Origin of the sequence: Streptomyces aurantiogriseus (genome assembly GCF_014649375.1) — a bacterium.
GTDB lineage: Bacteria > Actinomycetota > Actinomycetes > Streptomycetales > Streptomycetaceae > Streptomyces > Streptomyces aurantiogriseus.
The window spans coordinates 330,781-353,111 of sequence record NZ_BMSX01000004.1 but is presented as its reverse complement, the minus strand read 5'-3'; the positions used below and the strand labels follow the sequence as shown (position 1 = coordinate 353,111).

At 68.3% G+C, this 22,331-nt stretch carries 17 protein-coding genes, 1 tRNA gene and 2 pseudogenes; 11 read left to right on the top strand and 9 right to left on the bottom strand.

The window, feature by feature from the left end; translation table 11 throughout:
- Positions 1-11 precede the first annotated feature (11 nt).
- Positions 12-84: transfer RNA gene (locus tag IE263_RS11025), tRNA-Arg, on the bottom strand.
- Between the two features lie 1,394 nt (positions 85-1,478).
- Here IE263_RS11025 and IE263_RS11020 point away from each other — a divergent pair.
- From IE263_RS11020 to IE263_RS11010, 3 genes and pseudogenes are all read left to right on the top strand, one after another.
- A complete protein-coding gene (locus IE263_RS11020; protein WP_189934875.1) occupies positions 1,479-1,967 on the top strand; it encodes a GntR family transcriptional regulator in 489 nt (162 codons plus the stop codon).
- Positions 1,964-2,512, top strand: a pseudogene (locus IE263_RS50320) (ATP-binding cassette domain-containing protein); the annotation flags it as partial. The gene IE263_RS11020 and the pseudogene IE263_RS50320, both read left to right, overlap by 4 nt.
- 425 nt (positions 2,513-2,937) lie before the next feature.
- The gene (locus IE263_RS11010; RefSeq protein ID WP_189934871.1) at positions 2,938-3,999 is read left to right on the top strand and encodes an ABC-2 membrane transporter-related protein; all 1,062 of its coding nucleotides are present in this window, start codon (positions 2,938-2,940) and stop codon (positions 3,997-3,999) included.
- A gap of 382 nt (positions 4,000-4,381) precedes the next feature.
- Here the strand turns inward: IE263_RS11010 and IE263_RS11005 are convergent, their stop codons facing one another.
- Positions 4,382-5,308: an alpha/beta hydrolase gene (locus IE263_RS11005; protein WP_189934869.1), complete on the bottom strand. Its 927-nt coding sequence runs from the start codon at positions 5,306-5,308 to the stop codon at positions 4,382-4,384.
- Between the two features lie 179 nt (positions 5,309-5,487).
- Here IE263_RS11005 and IE263_RS11000 point away from each other — a divergent pair, with 179 nt between their 5' ends.
- The 4 genes from IE263_RS11000 (at position 5,488) to IE263_RS10985 (ending at position 9,765) form a co-directional block, all read left to right on the top strand.
- Positions 5,488-6,390, top strand: a complete 903-nt coding sequence (locus IE263_RS11000) for a helix-turn-helix transcriptional regulator (protein ID WP_189935366.1) — start codon at positions 5,488-5,490, stop codon at positions 6,388-6,390.
- A 333-nt stretch (positions 6,391-6,723) separates the two neighbouring features.
- On the top strand, positions 6,724-7,413 hold the full coding sequence (locus IE263_RS10995) for an alpha/beta fold hydrolase (protein ID WP_189934867.1): 690 nt from the start codon (positions 6,724-6,726) through the stop codon (positions 7,411-7,413).
- A 388-nt stretch (positions 7,414-7,801) separates the two neighbouring features.
- On the top strand, positions 7,802-9,016 hold the full coding sequence (locus tag IE263_RS10990; RefSeq protein ID WP_189934865.1) for an acyl-CoA dehydrogenase family protein: 1,215 nt from the start codon (positions 7,802-7,804) through the stop codon (positions 9,014-9,016).
- Positions 9,017-9,123: 107 nt separating this feature from the next.
- A complete protein-coding gene (locus IE263_RS10985) occupies positions 9,124-9,765 on the top strand; it encodes a TetR/AcrR family transcriptional regulator (RefSeq protein WP_189934863.1) in 642 nt (213 codons plus the stop codon).
- A gap of 367 nt (positions 9,766-10,132) precedes the next feature.
- Here the strand turns inward: IE263_RS10985 and IE263_RS10980 are convergent, their stop codons facing one another.
- On the bottom strand, positions 10,133-13,003 hold the full coding sequence (locus tag IE263_RS10980; RefSeq protein WP_229910899.1) for a helix-turn-helix transcriptional regulator: 2,871 nt from the start codon (positions 13,001-13,003) through the stop codon (positions 10,133-10,135).
- A gap of 1,161 nt (positions 13,004-14,164) precedes the next feature.
- On the opposite strand from IE263_RS10980, the gene IE263_RS10975 reads away from it, so the two are divergent.
- Positions 14,165-14,716 (top strand): carboxymuconolactone decarboxylase family protein, encoded by a 552-nt coding sequence (locus tag IE263_RS10975; protein WP_189934861.1) that lies wholly within the window; start codon positions 14,165-14,167, stop codon positions 14,714-14,716.
- A gap of 122 nt (positions 14,717-14,838) precedes the next feature.
- On the top strand, positions 14,839-15,306 hold the full coding sequence (locus IE263_RS10970; RefSeq protein ID WP_189935364.1) for a nuclear transport factor 2 family protein: 468 nt from the start codon (positions 14,839-14,841) through the stop codon (positions 15,304-15,306).
- A gap of 177 nt (positions 15,307-15,483) precedes the next feature.
- Here the strand turns inward: IE263_RS10970 and IE263_RS10965 are convergent, their stop codons facing one another.
- Positions 15,484-16,158 carry a TetR/AcrR family transcriptional regulator gene (locus IE263_RS10965; protein ID WP_189934859.1) on the bottom strand — a complete coding sequence of 225 codons (675 nt, stop codon included), beginning with the start codon at positions 16,156-16,158 and terminating at the stop codon, positions 15,484-15,486.
- A 137-nt stretch (positions 16,159-16,295) separates the two neighbouring features.
- On the opposite strand from IE263_RS10965, the gene IE263_RS10960 reads away from it, so the two are divergent.
- Positions 16,296-17,054, top strand: coding sequence for an SDR family NAD(P)-dependent oxidoreductase (locus IE263_RS10960; protein WP_189934857.1), 759 nt, complete (start codon positions 16,296-16,298; stop codon positions 17,052-17,054).
- A 221-nt stretch (positions 17,055-17,275) separates the two neighbouring features.
- Here IE263_RS10960 and IE263_RS10955 read toward each other — a convergent pair whose 3' ends face one another.
- Positions 17,276-17,893: an HD domain-containing protein gene (locus tag IE263_RS10955; protein ID WP_189934855.1), complete on the bottom strand. Its 618-nt coding sequence runs from the start codon at positions 17,891-17,893 to the stop codon at positions 17,276-17,278.
- Between the two features lie 159 nt (positions 17,894-18,052).
- Entirely contained in the window at positions 18,053-18,505 is a 453-nt protein-coding gene (locus IE263_RS10950) for an SsgA family sporulation/cell division regulator (RefSeq protein ID WP_189934853.1), read from the bottom strand.
- Positions 18,506-18,737: 232 nt separating this feature from the next.
- Between IE263_RS10950 and IE263_RS10945 the strand changes: the two are divergent.
- Positions 18,738-19,196 (top strand): annotated as a pseudogene (locus IE263_RS10945) (transposase); the annotation flags it as partial.
- Positions 19,197-19,789: 593 nt separating this feature from the next.
- On the opposite strand, the gene IE263_RS10940 reads toward IE263_RS10945, so the two are convergent.
- The 3 genes from IE263_RS10940 to IE263_RS10930 all read right to left on the bottom strand — a co-directional run bounded on the left by IE263_RS10940 (position 19,790) and on the right by IE263_RS10930 (position 22,218).
- Complete coding sequence (locus tag IE263_RS10940; RefSeq protein ID WP_189935362.1) at positions 19,790-20,365, bottom strand: TetR/AcrR family transcriptional regulator; 576 nt, start codon at positions 20,363-20,365, stop codon at positions 19,790-19,792.
- A 157-nt stretch (positions 20,366-20,522) separates the two neighbouring features.
- Complete coding sequence (locus IE263_RS10935; RefSeq protein WP_229910898.1) at positions 20,523-20,978, bottom strand: ATP-binding protein; 456 nt, start codon at positions 20,976-20,978, stop codon at positions 20,523-20,525.
- Between the two features lie 766 nt (positions 20,979-21,744).
- Positions 21,745-22,218 carry a nuclear transport factor 2 family protein gene (locus IE263_RS10930; RefSeq protein WP_189934851.1) on the bottom strand — a complete coding sequence of 158 codons (474 nt, stop codon included), beginning with the start codon at positions 22,216-22,218 and terminating at the stop codon, positions 21,745-21,747.
- Positions 22,219-22,331 lie beyond the last annotated feature (113 nt).

Genomic DNA, 22,331 nt, shown 5'->3' with positions numbered 1-22,331 from the left:
GTCAGGCAGTGTGCCCCCGGCAGGATTCGAACCTGCGACACCCGCTTTAGGAGAGCGGTGCTCTATCCCCTGAGCTACGAAGGCGGGGGCTTGTGGAAAACCTTGGAGAAAATCCAGGAAGTGGATCTTCGGCGAGGATCACAAGCCCGCTGGTCAGACGTGGTGCGACGCCCTCCGCAGGGTCACCTGAGCGGACAACGCGATGCACCAACGAGCAACCAGGGACAGCGTAGCGGATGTGCGCCAGCGAGGGTCCTCTGTATAGGGGCAGGAGAGCGGGACGGCAGGCAAGGGTGCTTCTGACCTGCCGCTTCTGCGGCTGTGAATGAATGATTGGTGGACGCTGAGGAGGCTGGGGCCGAGGGTGGTTGGACCGTTCTGCTCCCTGCGTCAGCTTGTGGGGCCACTTGGCGCTGTCTCGCGGCGCCTGGCATGACGGGCTGCCCCTTGTTCGTGGCGGTAGGGGTCTCTTGCGATGCACGCAGGCCGGAGCTCACAGTTCGCCGGTGCGGTAGCCAGGCCAGGTCCGGAATGCAGGGCGGGAAGGCCGCAAGGCGCACCAGCATCAGACTGCGCGAAGATCAGCCGACGGTTCTGGCTCATCGTTTTCTCAATCGGTCGAGTGAAGATCGGTTTAGCCAGCCTCCAGCGACCCGAATGGAGATGGCGTATCAGCGGTGATCGGGTTCGAACAAAGGTCAAGCGTCTCTCCGGCTGATTTCCATTCATCCACTGCTGAACTGATTCGAGTCTCTTGCCTGCCTGATCCTCGTGATCCCCAATATTGCTCGGGAGCGTCGGAACATCGCGTCGGGGGCCGATTGGGGATATTGGTGTGACAGAATCTGGCGTATAGCTCAACTCGTCCGTCGCCCCGCATTTCTGCAGGTCAGAGCCTCTGTGTTCTAGCTAAACAAACTGGCGGGGGTGAATCCGGGTCGAATCTGGATCAAATTCTGGCCGTTCGGGTGGGTGGAATCGTGAGCATGTGCGCCAGGTATTGCCCTCCGTGTCCGAGCCATAGGGGCGGACGGATGCATTTCGGACACCCGGCGGGGAATAGGGCGCAGTCCGGGCTGGCCGATAGCGAGAGGGGCGCCTCGGGAACCCTTAAAAGGGTTGTCCGACGCGTCCTCCTGGCTGAGATCACTTGTGGCGTCCGAGGGGTGAGAGTGGCGCTCCTGGTCGGTTTCGCTCTGGCGGGTGTGAACTGGCCGGAGGCTGGAGGGGGAGTCGCACGGGACTCCGGGCTGCTCGTGGATCGACGCCGAGCGTCAGCTTGTGGGGCCCGCGCATGGTCACGTTCCTGCGCCGTTGATCGTGGCGGGACTGCGGTGTTGTGCGCGCGAGTGCAGAGGCAGGCACGAGCCGGCTGCTACTGGTCACGCATGGCTGCCCCTGGCAACAGGGGGGTTTGACATCCGTGCGGATCAGTCGCCAGACTCATTCTACTAGTTCACTAGTAGAAGGTGTTTTCTGTGATGCGGTACCGCATCGACCGACGCAGCGGCGTGACGGCCTACATGCAGATCGTCCAGCAGACCAAGCAGGCGATGCGGTTGGGCGTGTTGGTCCCGGGGAGCCGGTTGCCCACGGCGCGGGAGGTGGTGGCCACCACCGCGATCAATCCCAACACCGTGCACAAGGCCTACCGGGAGCTGGAGCACGAAGGGCTCGTCGAGTCACGGCGGGGAGCGGGGACCTTCGTCGTCCGGTCGCTCTCACGGCCGGAGACAGCTTCCAGTTCCTCCCTGAGCGGGGGACTGCGTGAGTGGCTGCAGGACGCTCACGCGGCCGGCCTCGACAGAGACGACGTGACAGCCCTGTTCACGGCCCTCATCGAGGAGTACGGCGCCTCTCCGCAGGCGCCGACGCCGGAACAGGAGGCTTCTCCGTCGGCACGGGACATCCCGGCAAGCGGGGAAACGAACGACATGCAGCACACGAGTACGGAGGACGCAGGGTGAACAACCCCCTACACCAAGGCTCCCGCACAGATCCCGCACCGCACCGGACCGCCGCGGAGAACGAGGAGACGCCGGCGCTCGAAGCTCGGGGGCTGGGACGCCGGTTCCGCCGGAACTGGGCGCTGCGCGACTGCGACTTCCGGCTGCCCGCCGGACGGATCTGCGCTCTGGTGGGCCCGAACGGCGCGGGCAAGACGACTCTGCTGTCCTTGGCCGCCGACCTGCTGGAACCCACCTGCGGACGGCTCCGCGTCTTCGGGGACTCCCCGAAGACGCCGGCCAGCCGCAGCCGCGTGGCGTTCGTGGGGCAGAGGAAGCCGCTCTACCCCGGTTTCACCGTGGAGGAGATGCTGAGGGCGGGCCGGGAACTGAACCCCGGGTGGGACCAGGCGAAAGCGGAGCGGCTGGTACGCCAGGGCGACATATCGCTCCACGCCAAGGTCGGCACCCTCTCCGGCGGACAGCGCACGCGCGTCGCACTGGCCCTCGCCTTCGGCAAGAGACCCCGGCTCCTGTTGCTGGACGAGCCGATGTCGGACCTGGATCCCCTCGTCCGCCACGAGATCACCGCTGCACTGATGAGCGAGGTGGCCGAGCACGGCACCACGGTGCTGATGTCAACGCACTTGGTCTCCGAGATGGACCACGTGTGCGACTACCTCGTCACGGTCACCGGCGGCCGGGTGCGGCTCGCCGGTGAGGTCGACGTCATCCTCGGCGCCCACACACTGCTCATGGGCCGTCACCAGGGTGAGGGCCTTCCCTCCGAACTTGCACCGCACACCGTCGTATCGACGGACACGACGGGACACCAGCTCACCGCCCTGATCCGCCCACGAGGTCCGGTGGCGGGCCAGTGGGCCCACCACGAACCGAGCCTGGAAGAGCTGCTGATCGCCTATCTGCGCGCCCCTGACATCGAACCCCTGCTCACCCCCAGCGCGCGGACCGGCGCGAGTGAGGACGCCGCATGACCGCCACCCAGGCCGTCCCCGCAGCAGGCATACGCCGTGGTGGCCCGCACCTGTCCGGGCTCGCCTGGCTGACCTGGCGCCAGCACCGGTCCGCCTTCTGGACCGGCCTCCTCCTGCTCGCCGCGTTCGCTGCCTTCGTCATCACGCAGCGGTCCGACATGGTCGCCTACATCGAAGCCCACCACCTGGCCGGCTGCGTCTACCAGTCCCCCGAGTCCCGGTGCGAGGGGGTGAACGCCTTCCGGGGCCACTTCTACAACCTGATGCACTACACCGGCCTGCTGATCTCCTTCGTCCCCCTCGTCATCGGCGTCTTCCTCGGCGGCCCGCTGCTCTCCCGCGAACTGGAGAACGGCACGTACGCCCTGTCGCGCTCGCAGTCGGTCAGCCGCACACGCTGGATCGCGTTCAAGCTCGGCGTCCCCGCTCTGGTCACGCTCATCGGGACCGGTCTCCTCTCTGCGCTCTACACCTGGTGGTGGCGGCCGGCGGACACCCTGCTGACAGGGATGTACTGGTACCAGTCGCCGCCGTTCACCAACGTCGGCGTGGTTCCCGCTGCGCTCTCCGTGCTCGCTCTGGTCACCGGTGCGGCGATCGGGATGGTCTTGCGCCGCACCGTGGCGGCCATGGCCATCACCTGCACGGTCAGCGTCGTCGGCTGGGTCGGCCTCAACCTCCTGCGGCCTCACCTGTGGCCCGCCCGCGAGGCCACCGCCCACCAGTTCACCGCCGACTTCTACGGCTCGCCCACTCCGCTGGGCCTCTACACCCCGCACGCATGGCCCATGGACCTGCCCAACAAGTCCTACAGCTCCTGGAACGTCGACTCCGGCTACCTCACCTCCTCGGGAGACCACTTCACCTCCGGTGCCTGCGGCGACTTCACCGAAGCCTCCGCCGACTGCCTCAAGGCGCACGACGTCGTGGGCGTGTGGGCCCAGTACCACCCCGCCTCCCATTTCTGGCCCATGCAGTGGGCCACGACCGCGGTGCTCCTCGCCGCGACGACGGCGGTGACCGCATTCAGCATCTGGTGGGCACGCCGTCGCGCGTGAACCGACGCGCTCCGCTCGGGCGACGTATCGAGAACCCGCAGCCCGAGCGGGCAAACCGGCGCCCTTCCGCACGCGTTTACCCGCATGGGTGAACGCGTGCGGTGTTCAGCGGATCCGTGCAGGGCTGGTGACACAGATTCCGGCCCATGGGGCACGTCCTCGCGGACCGCCTCCCACTCCTTGCCCTGAAGCAGGCGAGTCGCGGATCGGACCAGCGGTGCGAGGACGCGTTCCTCATCGCGGGACCCGCGGTCCGCGTCGACGGCCGGGCGCAGCTGCTCCAGGTACGAGTACCGCATGCCCTCCGACGGATCCGACAGGATCCTCCCGGGCCGGCCTGCTCGGCACTTGGCCCGTGGCGCCCCGAGCGGGAGCTGGTCGTCTACTTGGTTGCGGTCAGGTGGGTTCCGAAGAAGTCGGTCAGCTTGGCGATGGCGGGCGTGACGTACTCGTCTTTGTCGTAGAGGTCGACGTGGCTGGCGCCGTCGATCCAGTGCAGTTCCTTGTTGGGACTGTGAGCGTTCTGGAACGCCTCGACGCTCATCCAGGAGGTCACCGCTTCACGTCCGGCGATCATGAGCAGCGGGCGCGGCGCGATCAGGTCGACGCAGCGGAAGGCGTCGAAGAAGGCGAGGTGGTCGACGCTGGACCAGGTGAGGAACTTCGCCGAACGCGGGTGCTGGGCGCGGTCGGTGCGGTAGTACTCGAAGCCCTCGAAACCGTGCTGGCCGCCCAGGGCGCGGGCCTGTTCGGCGGTGTCGGGGAAGAGCTGGAAGCTCTGGACGCCCTCTCCGCGGGCCTCGGCGGTACGCGCGGCCGCGGCCGCGGCGAGCATGCCCTGGATGACGGCGGGGTCCTGGGTGCCGTCGGCGCCCAGGCGGAACTGGCGGGCGATGTCAACGGCGCTGACGGTGCCAATGGCCTTGACGCGGTGGTCGGTAGCGGCGGCGGGGAGCACGTATCCGCCGGAGGCGCAGATGCCCAGCGCCCCGATGCGATCGGGGTCGACCTCGTCGCGGGTGGCGAGGAACGACACCGCGGCCTTGATGTCCTCCACCCGGTGGGCCGGGTCCTCGAGGCCGCGCGGCGTGCCCTCGCTCTCGCCCTGGTAGGCGGCGTCGAACGCGAGGGTGACGAAGCCCTGCGCGGCCAGGCGCTGCGCGTAGAGGCCGGCGGCCTGCTCCTTCACACCGCTGCCGGGATGACCGACAACGATGGCGGGGTGCGGGTCGCGGGCCTGATCGTCGGGGGTGTAGAGGTGTCCGGCGAGCTTCAGGCCGGCGCTGACAAAAGTGACGTCTGTCCTCATAGCGGTGCTCCAGTCACGCAGAAAGGGGCGGCCTCGCGAGAGGGCGAGTTCCGGCGGTCGGCTCAGTTCGCCGGCCACGTCCCCACCGTCGTGCCACCCGGTACGAGGTGCCAGGGAGGGTGCTGCCTATGCAGACCAGTACCAGGCACACGGCGGTGGCCGGGCGGACACTGGAGGCCATGGAACACCCTGATGACACTTCCGACGCCAATGAACTGGGCGACTTCCTACGCGCCCGCCGCGCCGGCCTCGACCCGCGCCGGGCGGGTCTGCCGGACGACGGCCGCCTGCGCCGGGTGCCGGGCCTGCGCCGGGAGGAGCTGGCCCAGCTCGCGCACGTGAGCGTCGACTACGTCGTACGGCTGGAACAGGGCCGGACCCGCCGGGTGTCGCGCCCGGTCCTCGACGCGCTCGCGGACGCGCTGCAACTCGCCCCGGACGAACGTGCGTACCTGTTCACCGTGGCCGACCTCACGCAGGCCGCCCCCGTGCGGCAGCCGGGCAAGCAGCAGGTCCACCGGCAGCTGCGGCAGTTGCTCGACGGCATGCACGACATACCCGCCATGATCCTCAACCGCCGCATGGATGTGCTGGCCTGGAACCGTGGGGCATCCGCCCTGCTGACCGACTTCGCCGGGCTGTCCGCACACGAGCGCAACCTGATCCGGCTGACCTTCCTCGACGATGCCTTCCGGTCCTTGTACGCGGACTGGCCACGCGCCGCACGCGAATGCGTCGCGGTCCTACGGATGGAGGCAGGCCGCCACCCCAACGACTCCGCCCTGACCAACCTGGTCGGCGAACTCAGCGTCCGCGACCCGGACTTCCGCGCCTGGTGGGGAAGCCATCAGGTCCGCGGACCCAGGCAGCTCACCAAGACCTACCTCCACCCGGTCGTAGGCGCGCTCACCCTCGACGTCCAGCAGTTCTCCGTCGATACACAGCCTGACCAGCATCTGGTTGCGTACACCGCCCCAGCCGACTCCCCCTCTCAGGAAGCACTGCGTTTCCTCCTCCAGTGGGCCGCCCACCCCACCGACCAGCAGGACGACCACGCCACGGAACAGGGCGGCCACCGCTAGACCGCTCCCGTGACAGCGCCGCACCGGCAACCCGCACCTCGCGCTACGGGATCGCCGTCACCGGCACGCCACGGTGACGCCTGGCCGGGGGTTCGACGGCGAGCCGTCGCAGCTCACCACCGAGCCGGAATCGGCATTCCGGTGGTCTCGGCGATCGCATCAGGGGATGGCCGAGGCGGGCTCGGCGCACGATCGACGCGGATGTTTCTCACCCCCGGCCCTCGGCGAAAGCGATTTTGGACGGATCGTTGGACAGTGTGTCCAATCTGCCTTAGGGTTCTGTAACGGCGCTAGTGAGCGCCTAAGTTGACTGATCGTGAGAGTGGATTTTCGGTGGCTGCTGGTGGCGTTTCCCGTCCGACCCTGCTCCTGGTGCACGGGGCGTGGCACGGTTCCTGGTGCTGGGACAGGCTGAGAGCGGTGCTCGACGCCGACGGCTGGACGACTCGATCGGTCGACCTGCCGAGCGCCGGGCAGGAGGCCGGAGTGCGGGACGACGCGCGAGCGGTGCTCGACGAGCTGGCGCGCATCGACGGCCCGGCGGTGGTGGTCGCCCACTCCTACGGCGGCATACCGGTCAGCGAGGCCGTCGCCGAGGCCGACAACGTGTCACATCTCGTCTACCTGACGGCATATCAACTCGACGTCGGTGAGAGCCTCCTGGGGTACCACGGCGCTCCCGTTCCACCGGAGCCGCACGGTTTCCAGGCCGTACCGGACGAACCGGCCCCCATGTTCTACGGAGACGTGCCCGGGGCCGAGGCCGAGGAGGCCGCCCAGAGGCTCGTGCCGCAGAGCACGAGGTCCTTCAGCGACACGCTGACACAGGCGGGATGGCACACCGTCCCTTCGACGTACATCGTCTGCGAGAACGACCAGGCGCTGCCGCCGCAGAACCAGGAGACGCTGGCCGCCAGGGCCGGCGCGGTGCACCGCATCGCCAGCCACCACTCGCCGTTCCTGTCGATGCCCGAGGAACTCGCCGCCCTCCTGGCGAAGATCGCGCTCGGATCGGCCGGCTGAGCCCCGGACCAGACGCACGCCCCCGAGACCCTCGGGGAGGGAACTGCGCGCGGTGGTTCGCCCCGCGCTCCGCCTCCCCCTTCGGACATGAGCCCACCAGCGGCACGGAATCAGTGGAGCAGCAGTGGGTTCCCGTCCCCGACAGGACTGACCCGCGCCGGACGTGCCGAGGCGGCCTCCTCGTCCGCCCACTCCGAGGGGATCCGCCGTCGTATCGCCGCTGACACCCGCACCGTCAAGGTCACCGTGGACGACACCACAGGCCCCCTCGGTTTCGCCGCGGCCGCCGTTCCACGCCGGCGCTGGGCCGCCGCGCCCGGCTGGGCCGGGCGCGCGGAGGTGGACGGTCCCCGTGTCAAGCAAGAAGACCGCACCAAAGGAGAATGTGATGACCAGTGCCCGCCGTGACGACGAGGCGAGTGCGCAGTCCAAGAGAGAAATCCGGGCGGAACTCGTGGCTCGGGCCACCGCCCTGCAGCCGCTGCTGCGGGACCAGGCGGCACGCGGCGAGTCGGAGCGCGTCGTACCCAAGGAGGTAGTCGACGCGCTGGCCGAGGCCGGGGTGTTCCGGCTGCTGACCCCCAAGCGGCACGGCGGCCACGAGACCGACCTGCGGACGCTGACCGAAGTGTCGCAGGCGCTGGGCGCGGGTGACGGATCGGCCGCCTGGGTCGGAATGATTATCTCGGTGACCAACTGGCTGGCGTGCCTGTTCCCGGACAAGGCCCAGGAGGAGGTGTTCGGCGCCGACCCGGACGCCCGTGTGACCGGAGTGGCGGCGCCGACGGGCATGGGAGAGCGGGTGCCGGGCGGCTGGCGGGTCAGCGGTCGCTGGTCGTACAACTCGGGTGCTCCCTATGCGACTTGGGCGGCAGTCGGTGTGCTGCTGAAGGACGACAGCGGCGCGGTCACCGACCAGGGGCTGGTTCTGATACCCGCCTGTGACCTCACCATCGAGGACACCTGGCACACGGCGGGCATGAAGGCGACCGCCAGCAACACCCTTATCGGGCAGGACGTGTTCGTCCCCGAACACCGTGTGCTGTCGGTTCCCGCCGCCGCGGAGGGCGCCTACCCGCGCTCGCACCGCGACGAGGACCTGTACGGCTCGACGTTCGGCCCGATGCTGCTGCTGTGCCTGGTCGGTCCGCTGCTCGGGCTCGGAGAGGCGGCCTTGGACCTGGTGGTGAAGGCGGCTGCGGCAAAGCCGCTGTCGTTCACCGTCCATGGCCGGCAGGCGGACTCGGTGGGCGTCCAGATGCAGGTGGCCGAGGCGGCCATCAAGCTGGAGACGGCCAGACTGCACACCTACCGCGCGGTCACCGAAGTGGACCAGGCCGCGGCCTCCGGCCCTCTGGACTACGCGGCACGCGCGCACATCAGGGCGCAGGCCGGCTACGCGGCCCAGCAGATCATCGAGGCGATCGGCATCCTGCTGGACGCCCACGGCTCGTCCGCGTTCGCCGACGCCAGCCCCCTGCAGCGCATCTGGCGGGACGCCAACACCGCGGCGCGCCACGCCGGCCTGGTCCCGGCCGTCGGCCTGGAGGTCCACGGCAAGTCGCTTCTGGGCATCGGCGAGCGGGTGAGCCTCATGGTCTGAGCCCGCACTCCGCGGCGCTGTGTACCGCTTCAGATCTGTTCGGCGGGTACGGGCCTCACGTACACGCCTGTGGTGAGGCCCTCCGGTCGGCTCTCTAGGATGGTCGTATGGCTTCCACCACCCGACGACCCTCCACCGCGGCCGACCGGCGGGCCGCCCTCGAAAAGCGGATCCTGTGCGTGATCGAAGAGGTGCTGCGCGGTGGTGTGACCTACACCGAGCTGAGCGTGGAGCAGATCGCGCACGCCGCGGGAATCTCGCGGTCCACGTTCTATCTGTACTTCCGCGACAAGGTGGATGTGCTGCTGCGGCTGAGCGGTTCCCTCAAGACGGAGAGCTTCGCGATTGCGGAAGCCTGGCGGCCCTGCGGTCCCGACGGCGGAGTCGACGGCCTGGCCCGTACCTACGAACTCATCCTGCGGCATTACCGCGAACACGCGGCCCTGCTGTCGGCGATCAACGAAGTGGCCGGGTACGACCCCTTGGTCCGCGAGGCGTGGACGGCCGACCAGGACCGATTCATCGACAACGTCGTGACGGTGCTGGAAAAGGAGCAGCAGGCCGGCCGTACACCGGCGGACATCGACCCTCAGACGGCCGCCAAGGTGATCGTCCAGGGAGGTGCTCAGGTCATCGCTCAGCAGGTGGCCAACAGTGACGGCAGCGACGATGCCCTCGTCGCCGGCGAACTGGCACGCGGCTACTGGTACGGCGTGTACCGTCGCCCCGGAGGCCGGACCGACGACTGACGGCGGTGCCGTCGGGCTGCCGGCTCTTCCGGCACCCTGCTGCCGGAAGACGGAGCCCCGCTTGGCCGCCGTAGCGGCGCGGGCGGGCGGCCCCGGCGGTGATGCAGTGATCCGGTCGGCAAAGACGTACCTGAAGCCCGCGGGCGCGCTGCGAGACGCCCGCAGTGCGAGGGGGGATGCGCGGCGGTCCTTGCTGATGCCCGTAGCCCCGGCACGATATGAGCGCCGGCCCATGGGGCAGGTCGACGGGATCGGCGTCGGCCCCCGGCCCGAGTGGTCTCCAGGAAGCCAGGGCGGGCGCTGCCGTATGACGGGCGCTGCACCTGCACGGTGCAAGGTTCCGGGTTGGCCGACCGCCGGTCGCCGACTACTGCTGGATCTCCAAGGGGGATTGAGGGCCCAGCGCGTCACGCAGCATGCCACGCGATGTGATACCCAGCTTCGGATAGATCTGGTAGAGATGGGCTCCGACGGTCCGGTGAGAGAGGAAGAGGCGCTCGGCGATCTGTTTGTTGGTCAGGCCGCGGGCTGCCAGCTGGGCTATCTCCCTCTCCTGGGAAGTGAGCGTGCGCTCCCTCGACGTGCCGGAATGCCGCTTGCTGGAACCGGCCGCACGCAGCTCCTTCTCCGCACGTTCCGCCCACGGCCGCGCCTGAAGATGCTCGAACGTGGCCAGCGCGGCGCTGAGGGGTCCCCTGGATTCGGCCGTCGCCCTGGCACGCCTCAGCCGTTCGCCGTAGGCGAGTTGTACACGGGCGAAGTCGAAGAGCCACCGGTCCGCCCCGGGAACGGCCAGGGCTTGTGCGAACAACCGCAGAGCTTCGTCGTCGTCGGTGGCGCACCAGGCGGCCGAGGCCTGGGTCAGCAGGGCGTGACGCAGCGAGAGATCCGCTGTGCCGGCCTCCCGCATGGCGTGCACGTGAGCGGCAGCCTCTGTGTGCCGGTTGGTCCGGACGGCGGCCTCCACCAGGTCCATGGTCACCCACAGCGCGTGCGGCACGTGCGACGCAAGAGTCCCGGCCGGACTGATGGCATTCGCATGCCGGTATGCGCTGGAGAAGTCGCAGCGTCCCAGGGCCTCCAGGGTGGCTGCGTGGCGGGCGTAGTGCGCGGCGCAGTGTGCTCCCCGGGGCAAGGCCCAGTGGATGATGCGGCCGGCCATCGCCTGACTCCCGTCCGCCTCCCCGCGGGCGGCACGGACGATGGCCTGGATGTACAGGAAGTGCCAGGCGAAGGCCCGGTAACCGTGGTCCTCGCACACCTGGAGTCCTTCGTCGGCCAGTCCCAACGCCTCGTCCCACATTCCGGTGAGGTAGTCGTCCAGGCACAGATGAGTCAGTCCCGACAGGTACCAGCGTGCCGGGCCCCCTTCACGCCCCATCCGCACCACGCGCCACTCCGCTTCGCGTACCTCACTCAGCCGGTCGAGATAGAGGGCCGCCGTGCCCGTCCGATTGATCTGGACCGGATCGGTCTCTTCGGTGAGCTCTGCCAGGAGCCCGTCGAGTTCCCTGGATGCCGCGATGCCCGTATGCGCCGGATCGGAGAACGTCTTGCCCAGCGCGGACAGGAACGGCGGTGGCTTCGGCGTCAGGCGTTCCAGCGCGTGGTAGAAGGGCTTCCACAGTTCGTGCCGGGCGCCGAAGAAGCAGACCAGCGCCAGTATGTGAAGAGCGTCGATGAGCGCCGTGTCGTGGGCGTCGTACCCATGGGCGCCGGTTTCGACGGCGCCCACCAGCAGCCGATGAGCGGTGTCGACGTCGCCGTCGCTGTTCAGGATGAGAAGCGCCGCCGCCGCGGCCGAGTGCAGTGAGCGGTTCAGGTCCGGGGCAACACGCCGTGCATCGTCCAGGAGCCTTTGCACGCTGGGCAGGGTGCCGGAGGACTCGGCTCCGATGTAGGCCGCCTCCGCGAGCCGGCGGCCGCGGTCGGGACCCTGCGGCGTGAGGGCCGCCGACCGGATCAGAGTCCGCATGCTCCCGTTGGCGTCACCGCGACGCATCGTGAGACGTGCCGCTTGTTCGAGCAAGGCGGCCACCACTTCATCCGGCTCCACAGCCGCCTCACCCAGATGCCAGGCCTGGCGTTCGGGCTGATCCACCAGCACCTGAGCGAGCGCCCCGTGAACCGCGCGCCGCTCGCCGCTCGTGGAGCGCTCCACCACGGCGGAGCGGATGAGCGGATGACGAAACCTCAGCCGCCGTGTGCTCCGGTCGACCTGCACCAGTTGCTGCCGCTCGGCGGGCGCGAGGTCGTCCAGGCCGTACCCGTCGTCGGCCTGTCGCGAAGCCGCCTGCAGCACATCGAGATCACCACTGCCCTCCAATGCCGCAAGCAGCAACAGGCGTTGCGACGGCCGCGGCAGGCCGGCGACCCGGGAGCCGAACAGCACGTCCGGGCGTCGGCCGGGCGGCCGTAGGACGGGCACGCCGTCCAGTGCCGGACTCTGCGTCGTTCGCAGGGCCCTCGGCAGCTCCAGCAGGGCCAGCGGGTTACCGCCCGCTGCGGAGACCAGGCGTTGGCGCACGCTGCCGGCGAGGCCCGGGAATCTGGTGCCGACCAAGTGGGCGGCCGCTTCCCCGTTCAGTGGCCGCAACTGGTACGTGGGCAGTGCACCACCTTCGTACAGGCTGTGCGATCCCGGGCGTGACGCGGCGAGGAAGCTCACGGGGACGCCAGTAGCTCTCCGGGCCACGAAACCCAGTACGGCGGCACTTGCCCGATCGATCCAAGGGAGGTCGTCGACGATCACGAGCAGCGGCTCTTCGGTGGCGAGGGTCTGGAGGAGGACCAGTACGGCCTCGGAAACGACCAGCTTCTCCGGCGGTGAGCCGCTTTCGAAGCCGAGCGCGACGCGAAGCGCGTCACGATACCCCGCCTCAAGGTCGGCGAGTACCTCTTGGAACGGGAAAAGGACCTGGTTGAGACCCGAGTAGCTGCAGTCCGCCTCGAACTCCACGCCGACGGCACGCAGCACCCGGGCCCCGTCCGCGGCTGCGGCCTCGGCAAGAGCGTGCAGCACCGCCGTTTTCCCGACTCCAGCCTCTCCCGACAGCAGAAGCGCTCCGCCTCCGCCCCCGACGCCCAAGAGGCTGCGGATCCGCTGAAGATCCGTGTCCCGGCCTATCAGAGCGTCGGCCTCGTCGTGCTCGAAGGAGTCGGTACCGGCGGCCACAAAACGCTTCCATGGAGTCATTCGACTGCCTCCTGGCCATGCTCGGTGATCCGGCACCGTCATACGGGTTGCGGTCCTTGTCCGCCGGGTGGCCTGCCACCCCCTTGGCACCGCCACGACGCACCTGCCTTCCAGAGGTATCGACGCCTTCGGCCGCGCCCGGCGCGGGCCACGAGGTGCCCCCACGGCCCTGTCGTCGACGGAGCCCCTCCCGTCGGGCTGTCACGCCCGGCCTGGCCTGCGACTCCTCCTCCGTGCGATTGCAGCACCAGCCCTTGTGGGGCCCTGCGTCCCTGGTCCAGCCGTGTTGCACCGCTCCCGAACGACGTCCGCGAGGAGTGCGGGGCCGACGGCGATGACGTTCCCGGCCGACGCTCGTCGTTGGGCATCTTCGCCCGAAGGGCGAAGTCACGTCTTGTTCTTCAAGCATCGTCGGCGCATGCACGCACTCGCATCCGTGACATCCCTAGCCTGAGCCACGGGTCGGAGCCCGCACGGTTGTCCGAGGACCGTCGGGCCCATCACGGAGCGTTACCCGGCAGCCACCACGAAGCGGGCCACGGCGCGTCGGCGGCCTCTTTGACTCGGCGACGGCGGCATCCAGTTCGCTTGCCGAGGATGCTGCTGCCGACCGCGGGTCGGCGGTGACTTCGGCTGCGAGCCGCCGAAGGGCGTCGCGCAGCGCGATCAGCCGTTGCGCGAGACGGTCGATGTCCCCCGCCAAAGCGTCGAGGTCGGATGCGTTCATCAGGTCGGTACGGGGGGCGACGGCGCGCAACCAGGCTTCGTCGCCGACGAGTTCACCGAGTGCGCACGGAAGACCCTCAGCCTTGCGCCGAACGTGAGAAAGGCGGCGAGCGACCAGCAGTCCAGCACTCCCCAAAGGGCCACCTGAATCCTCGCGGTCCCGCAAGAGGGTCGCCGGCCTCCGGGCCCGGCACGGCTGCCCGCCCTCGAGGGACCATGGCCCGTCGCCGTGGACCGCCGGCGGTTTACGGCCGTCGTCACCAGGTCAGCCTCCGGCCGCCCTGCGCTCCCCACCGTCACATGACAGATGTACGGGCGGTCCGGGCGATGACACCGTGGCGGCGTCGCACCGCTCCATCCCACCGCGATTCCAACGGTTGCAATCCAACCTTCCCGTTAACTCGCAATGGAGCGCGCAAGACTTCTCACGGTTACTCGCCCCATCATGCGTTGAAAATGAAAGGGAGCGTACATCTCATGACGGCGTTCACCCCCATCGATCCCGCCACAGCAACCGGCAAGGCCGCCGACCTTCTGGCCGACGTACAGAAGACTCTCGGCCGTACACCGAACATGACAAAGGTGATGGCCAATAGCCCAGCACTCCTCAAGGGCTACCTGGCACTGTCCGGAGCCCTGGCCGGCGGCGTGCTGCCCGCTGGAGTCCGTGAGCGTCTGGCCATCGCCACCGCCGAGTATCACGGGTGCGAGTACTGCCTGTCCGCCCACACCTATGTCGGCGCCAACATCGCCAAGGTCGACGCCGAGGAACTGACCGAGGCCCGGCACGCGCGGTCGTCCGACCCCCACACAGCGGCGCTGCTGGCACTGTCCGACGCCATCGTCCGCGGACGCGGCACCGTAGACGACGCCACCCTGCAGACCGCCCGGGACGCCGGGGCCGGCGACGCCGAGATCGGCGAGGTCATCGGCCATCTCGCGCTGAACGTGCTGACCAACTACTTCAACATCCTCGCCAAGGTCGACAACGACTGGCCGGCCGTTGTCCCGGCCCGGCTTGCTGCCTGACCGGATACTCCGCCGGTGGGCCCCAAACCTCGAACCCGTACGGGGCCGGGCCGGCGGGCCGGAGAGCATCCAACCCGAGCCCCTGCGCATACCTGTACAAGAGACACGACAGAGGAGACATGATGACTGCTCGCCCTCCCCTCCCCCCGTTCACACGTGAGACGGCCATCGAAAAAGTGCGGCTTGCGGAGGACGGCTGGAACACCAGGGACCCCGAACGGGTGGCTCTGGCCTACTCGAAGGATTCACGCTGGCGGAACCGGGCGGAATTCGCGACGGGGCGCGACGAAATCGTGGCGCTCCTGCGACGGAAGTGGACCAGGGAACTCGACTACCGGTTGATCAAGGAACTGTGGGCTTTCACCGGGAACCGGATCGCGGTTCGATTCGCCTACGAGTGGCATGACGACGCGGGCAACTGGTTCCGCTCGTACGGGAACGAGAACTGGGAGTTCGACGAGGACGGCCTGATGCGGGCCAGACACGCCTGCATCAACGATCTGCCGATCCGGGAGTCGGAGCGGAAGTTCCACTGGCCGCTGGGACGCCGCCCCGACGACCACCCGAGCCTGAGCGATCTCGGCCTCTGAGCGGCCGTCCCGGTGCACCGGCACGCAGGACACCATTCCGTGCCGGGCCGCGGCGATCGGCTATGGGTGGCGTGTCGTGCGCTTCGGTGATGTCGTCCACCCACGGGTCTTGCCGGCAGGCGCCGAGCACGCCGTACCCCACCATGCCGGACGCTCCGAAGGCGATCACACGCATGGTCACCCCTCCGCCTGGGCCAGGGTGCCGACGATGAGGGTGGTCAGCATCTCCTCCAGGGTGGCGGTGAAGTCCATGCGCAGGGCGGCGAGCGAGGGGTCCGCCTCGTATGCGGCGAGCATCGCCGCGGAGGGCCGGGCGTGCGTCCACACGGCGCCGGTCACCATGACAGCCTGGGCGCACAACTGGTCGGCGCGGTCGCCCAGTTCGGGCAGGTGGCGGCGGGCCAGGGCGGCCAGGGCGGCGACATTGTCGAGGGCGGACCGCTTGTAGCGGGCGGCCACATCGGCGGAGACGTTGTGCTCCAGTACGCCGGCCTGGGCGCTGAGCAGGTCGCACAGCACCCGGTTCTGTGCGAGGGAACGGGTCAGGACGGCGGCGAACGCCCGGCCGCGCTGGAACACCGGAGCGTCCGGGGTGATCGCGGCGTCCAGCTGCTCGGGGAGCCCGGCCGTCCACTGCCGCCAGTTGTGGTCCAGGAGTTCCAGCAGGATGGCCTCGCGCGACTCGAAATACCTGAGCACGTTGGACTTCGCCAGGCCCACGCGCCGGCTCAGCTCGTTGAGGCTGACCGCGCTCACCGGCATCTCGTCGAGCATCGCCGCCGCAGTGTCGAGGATCGCCCGCTGACGGATCTCGCGCTGTTCCTCACTGCGCGCCCGTTGGAAAGTCGCCATCCCTCCATGTTACAGACCGTCGGTCCCTTGACATTAGACCGCCGGTCTCTTAACTTGAAAGCCAAGAGACCGGCGGTCTTCTATTTCGGAATCGTCGGCCGCACACACCATCCGGCACGTGAAAGAGGTCCACCGTCATGAGCGTTTCCAGCGTCGCCCTGGTCACCGGAGCCACCACCGGCATCGGCAAGGAGACCAGCCTGTCCCTGGCCCGCGCCGGCCACGCCGTCGTCGTCTCCGGCCGCCGCAAGGAGGCGGGAGAAGCCGTAGTCCGCGAGATCCGCGACAACGGCGGCCAGGCCGCCTTCATCGCCGCCGACGTCGACTCCGAAGAGTCCGTCGCCGCCCTGATCGCCGCCACCGTCGAGCGTTACGGCCGACTCGACGTCGCGGTCAACAACGCCGGCGTCTCCCTGGACACCGGCCGTCTGGCCGACGAGCCCACCAGCGCCTTCCAGCAGATGATCACCACGAACGTGCTCGGTGTCTTCTGGGGCATGAAGTACCAGATCCAGCAGATGCTGGCTCAGGACAACCCCGGCGGAGCCATCATCAACCTGGCCTCGATTGCGGGCCTCGGCGGCATCCGCTACGCGGCCAACTACTCCGCCACCAAGCATGCCGTGGTCGGTCTGACCAAGTCCGCCGCACTGGAGTACGCCACCGACAACATCCGCATCAACGGTGTCGCTCCTGCCGCGACCAAGACCGACATCCTCAGCAACGCCATCGAAGCCGGCACCTGGGACGAGGCCACCATCGCGGCACTTCAGCCGGTGAACCGCATGGGCCGCCCCGAGGAGATCGCCGCGGCCATCACCTGGCTCGCCTCACCGGCGGCGTCCTTCGTCACCGGAACCATCCTCAACGTTGACGGTGGCTACAAAGCCCAGTAGGAAACCCGCTGCCACAACCGGTCAAGGAGGCGGCGGCCCGCCGATCGAACGACAAGGCCGCCGCCCGGTCGGGCCAGGGTGAAGAGAGCAGGTCCGGGGTGATCGCATACCTGCTGCAGAACGCGACCCGGCACCTCTCGCCCACACAGCCGCACAAGCCACCCCGTGCCGGTGAAGTGGCCCAGGAACGCCTCCACGGTGGCTCTTGCATGTCAAGTCCGTTATGGCGATTGCGTCCGCAGATGGGCATCCAGCGGGTTGGCCAGGATCTTGGCTGCGATGTTGTTGCGCACCGACGCGGCTGCCGAGCTGTGCGGCTTACGAAGTGCCTGGCTCTCAAAGCATGTCAGGAACTCCTGAGCGAGGCCGAGACGTGGGTAGCTTTGAAGTACTTCGGCCTGATAGGCGGCTGAGAAGTCGTCCACGTTGCGGCCTGAGATGTCCACACCCGTTGAACGCTCCAGAAGGTGCCCCTCTGCGTCCATGTTCACATCGACCTGATCCCACATGTGCCTGACGATCACTTCCGACAGCCGCGTGCGACGTTCCACCGGCCATCCGACTCCTGCCGCGAAGACCCACGCCACATGTCCACCGGCTTCGTCGAATGCCACGCTGTGACTGTCGAACTCTTTGACGAGGCCGAGGTCATGGAACATCGACGCCACGTAGAGCAGTTCCGCGTCGAAGGGGATACCTTGCGATGATCCGTAGGCCGCCGCCCACACATAGGACCGGACGGAATGGTTGAGGAGCGCGGGCGGGCAGTAGGCGGAAGCCACTTCGAACGCCGCGGTACAAGCGAAGGTGTCGGGAATTGCCAGGTCATTGAGTTTCATGTCGGTATGTGCGGGACTGTCCCGTCGGCGTGACCAGCAGCACCAGGCCGCGATGGTCGCAGATCAGGTGCCGCTTCCTCCTCCTGCTGATCTTCTTGGCTTCATCCCAGCCGCGGCTGTCCTTGCCGACGGTCTCGGGGGCTTTGATGTCTGCTCTCCCTACCCTTCGACAAGGCCCGCCACAACGGCGTCCCAATCCACCTGATCCGTCTCCGTGCCCCGATGTACGAGACCGAAGGTTTCCAGCAGCCATTGCTTCAGCTGCCTCAGATCCATCTCGAGGAGCACTGACATGCCGCGTCTCTCCAGCCTCATGCACACCACGGGGCAAGCGTCGGTGACCGACGGCCACAGCCGCACGTCTCCCATCCCGCTCGGCTCCTGCGTGCCGTCGTAGAGCAGGTCACGCGAGATCAGCCATGCGACCGCATGCCCCTCCTGCGTGTGCAGTTCGACGGACACGCTGAGAGGTTCGTCCGCGGTGTAGCGGAATTCGGACTCCAGCGGGACGCGGATCGACGACCACAGAAGCCTGTGGACACGCATCCGCAGCGAAGGCATAGGGCCCGCAGTGGGCTTGTGCGCCGACGCGTCCGGCTGCTTCTCGGACATGGGAGGCTCCGCTTTCAAGGGTGCGATACCAGTCCGTTCACCCTGGTTCCCCAGACGCCTCCTGTGCATCGGTCATCTGACTGCGGCACGGCGGATCGGTCGCGCGTTCCTGGGCGTGAGGACACCTTGGACACCGCTCTGATGCGACGCACAGCAGCTGCTCTGTCTGCCGACATCGACAGGTGGGACTGTAAAACGATCGGTGTAACTCCTGATCAAGGAAGATGCATCGATGACCAGTAACAACGTGACCGAGGCCGAGTCCGTCAAGGCCACTGAGCCGGACCCGGCGAAGCGGGTGGACGACCAGCTCATCGACGAGTTGGTCGGCCGCGCCCAGGCCGAGGGCCTGCAGCTGACCGGCGAGGGCGGGCTGCTCCAGCAACTGACCAAGTGGCTCCTGGAGTCCGCCCTCGAAGGCGAGATCACCGACCGCCTCGGCTATGACAAGCACGACCCTGCTGGGAAGAACGGCGGCAACAGCCGCAACGGCACCCGCGCGAAGACCGTGCTCACGGACGTCGGCCCGGTCGAGATAGCCGTGCCCCGCGACCGCGAGGGCAGCTTCGAGCCGAAGATCGTCAAGAAGCGGCAGAAGCGCCTGCCCGGCGTGGACGAGATGGTCATCTCGCTGTCCGCGAAGGGCCTGACGACCGGTGAGGTCCAGGCCCAGGTCGCCGACCCCGAGGGTGGCGAGCGCGCGGTGATCACCCTGGACGGCAAGTACCTGCCCACCAAGCCCTTCTGATCCAGCCGTTTGCCGTGCCGACGGCCATTGCCGATGAGCCGCCCTGGCCGCCACGTCGATCAGCTTCGAGCGATCGGGGCTGCCGCTGCGGATCCCGCCGCTTCCCGCGATCCCGGCACGACAGGGGGTCGTGGTGAGGAGGCGGGGCCCTGGGCCCGCTCCGGCCACGGGGATCACCCAGGACGATGGAGGAACATCGCGCGTGGGCAGCCCGGGGCGGTGTCTCCGAGGGGTTTCTTGCTCTCTGTCGCTTCGGCGGGCCGCGACTTGAGAGCTGCGCACCCACGCGGTCCGTACCCAAGCCGCCTCGGATGCACCGGCAGCCCGGTCAGCGTGCCGTCAGCGTTTCCCGCGCCCGGGTTCGGGCACCGGGCGAACAGACCGTGGTGCCGCACTCAGGACCTGGCGGCTGCCGCACAACATCACCAAGCCCGTTCGAGCTGTCCTCGCTCTGTGTCCCAACACTCCGACCCGAGCTGTAAAGGGCCTGGATGCCCCTACGAAGACCCGGGCTGTGAGTGAAGGCGACCGCGTGCTCAGACAGCGGTGACGACGCCTGCGTGAGCGGTCCGCAGCAAAATGCGTGCGGCGTCCTTGGCGTGACGGGCGGGCTCTGGAGACCCGGAGATGGCCGCTGTGGTCATCGCGCCCTCGGCAAGGAGAACGACCTGGTCGGTCAGCCACGTGGGCGCGTCCGCGGCGGCCACGAGATCGGCGAGATATCGCCGGAAGGCATCCTTGTGGGCTTTCGCGATGTCGGCCACAGCCTGGGAGGTCGCTCCCAGTTCCCCGAAGGAGTTGATGAAGCCGCAGCCGCGGTAGTCCGGCTCGCTGAACCAGAGGAACAGCCAGTCGAAGACCGCCAGCATCCGCTGCGTAGGTGAGTCGTAGCTGTCCACGTACTGAGCCAGATCGTGGAGCCATCTCGCGTCCCGCCGCTTCAGGTACGCCTCGACCAGGGAATTCTTGGAAGGGAAGATCTGGTACAGGCGCTTGAGGGGCACGCCGGAGGCGGTGCGGATCGCGTCCATTCCCACCAACTGTATGCCTTGGCCGTAGAACAGTTCCTCGGCAGCGTCGAGGATCCGCTGCTCAGTCGTTTCGAGCTCCACTTCGATCACCTTATTCTCGAAAACGAACGTTCTCTTACGGTATAGCGCGCCAGGTCGCAAGGTACATTCCCGGGCGCGGGCCGGACCGTCGCCGTACGCGCTCTGCCCGGAGCGGGGCCGGGTGTGTTGCCCGCGGCCCCGCCCGCCCTCTGCCCTCTCAAGCGAGCACAAGGTCCGCCCGGGACGACCCGGCCGGTGCGGTGGCGACGCGCAGACCGGCGCGGTCCCGTCGGCGATCCCGTTCCTCGAGCGTCTCGGTCCAGTCCGCCAGGAACTCGACGATGCCCACGCCGCGGCCGTGCTCATCACCGGCGCCGGCGCAGCGAGGATGGGGCGAGGACGCCGCACCGGAGTCCGCAACCTCGATACGCACGGCCCGGCCTTCGAACGTAAGGCTCACGATCATGTCGGCCCGTCCGTGCTGGGCCGCGTTCCCCGCAAGCTCGCCGACGATCAGCAGGACGGAGTCCTGATCCTCCGGGACGACGTCCCATCGGGCCAACAGGGACGCGGCGAAGCGGCGGGCTGTGTATACCCAGCGCTCCTCGGCGGGAAGAGCGATCACGCCGTGCCGGTGCATGCCCATGCGAACATGGGCCGGCGCAGTGGTCACGGGGGCTGTCCGGGGCTGTTCGCCGGACACGCACATGGCCGTCGGCGGGGGTTGCGTTGCGGTTTGCGAGAGGGTCATGGGAACGCCCATCTGAACTTTCCGAGCCCACATCGAGAGGCTCATGTTCTGCGGCTTCTTTGCCCTCGGCCCTGGACTGGGTCGACGTCAGGGCCGAGGCGGCGGTCCCGCGGCACTCGCGGCGGCCGAACCGGCAATCCGTCCGGCCAACGGTGGCAGTGTCGTGAGACTCCAGCCTAGAACGGTCGTTCTCTCATTTGAGATCAGCCTATAGAACGATGGTTCTCAGTGCAAGAGGGACGAAAGAATTGCCGAAATCTGGAGCAACGCCCCACGCTCACCGCAGGCGAGAGGGTCTTCAAGGCCTGCGAGGGAGTCCTGCTCCCCTCGCCGGTGGTGGGCAAGCGGATGGGGTGCGAGCCGCCACCCCATCGCTTCGGGGGCGAATCGGTACCGACCTGCTGCCAGGTACGGCTTGCGGTCGATGCCCTCTGGCCGGGCCGGTTGCGGTGCGCCCGGGGGTGCGCCAGAACGGCTGCCGGGCAGGCGCTTACGTCAAAGCAGTCAACGGCCGGGGATCGCCCTCGGGCTTCCGTGCATTCAGCCTGGAGCCGATCGAGCGGATGGCGGCGTAGCCGAACTGCCCTCCAGGTACGCGGCGGTCTCTGCCGCAGGTACGGCCTCACGCGCGAACGACCCTGCCGTGGATCCGGCGTTGGGCCCGGATCCACGGCGCGGGGCCGGGCGGTCAGAGGCCGAGGTCGCTCAGGCCGGGGTGGTCGTCGGGGCGGCGCCCGAGGGGCCAGTGGAACTTGCGCTCCGACTCCTTGATGGGGAGGTCATTGATGCAGGCGTAGCGCCGTCGCATCAGGCCGTTGTCGTCGAACTCCCAGTTCTCGTTGCCGTAGGAGCGGAACCAGTTGCGTGAGTCGTCGTGGCATTCGTAGGCGAAGCGCACAGCGATGCGGTTGCCGTCGAAGGCCCACAGCTCCTTGATGAGCCGGTACTCCAACTCCCGGTTCCACTTGCGGGTGAGCAAGGCGATGATCTCGTCACGGCCGGTGGCGAACTCCGTGCGGTTCCTCCAGCGCGAGTCCACGGTGTATGCGAGGGCGACCTTCTCCGGGTCGCGGGTGTTCCAGCCGTCCTCCGCCAGGCGGACCTTCTCGATGGCGGTCTCCCGGGTGAACGGCGGGAACGGGGGGCGCGCTTCGTCAGTCATGTCACTTCCTTGGGTCTGTGCGGTATCGCCGCCGGCGGGGGTGTGGGTTCCGTTGGCGTGGGTGGACCATCGCGAGAACGAACGTTCTCACTGTCAAGCGCAACCGTACGAGA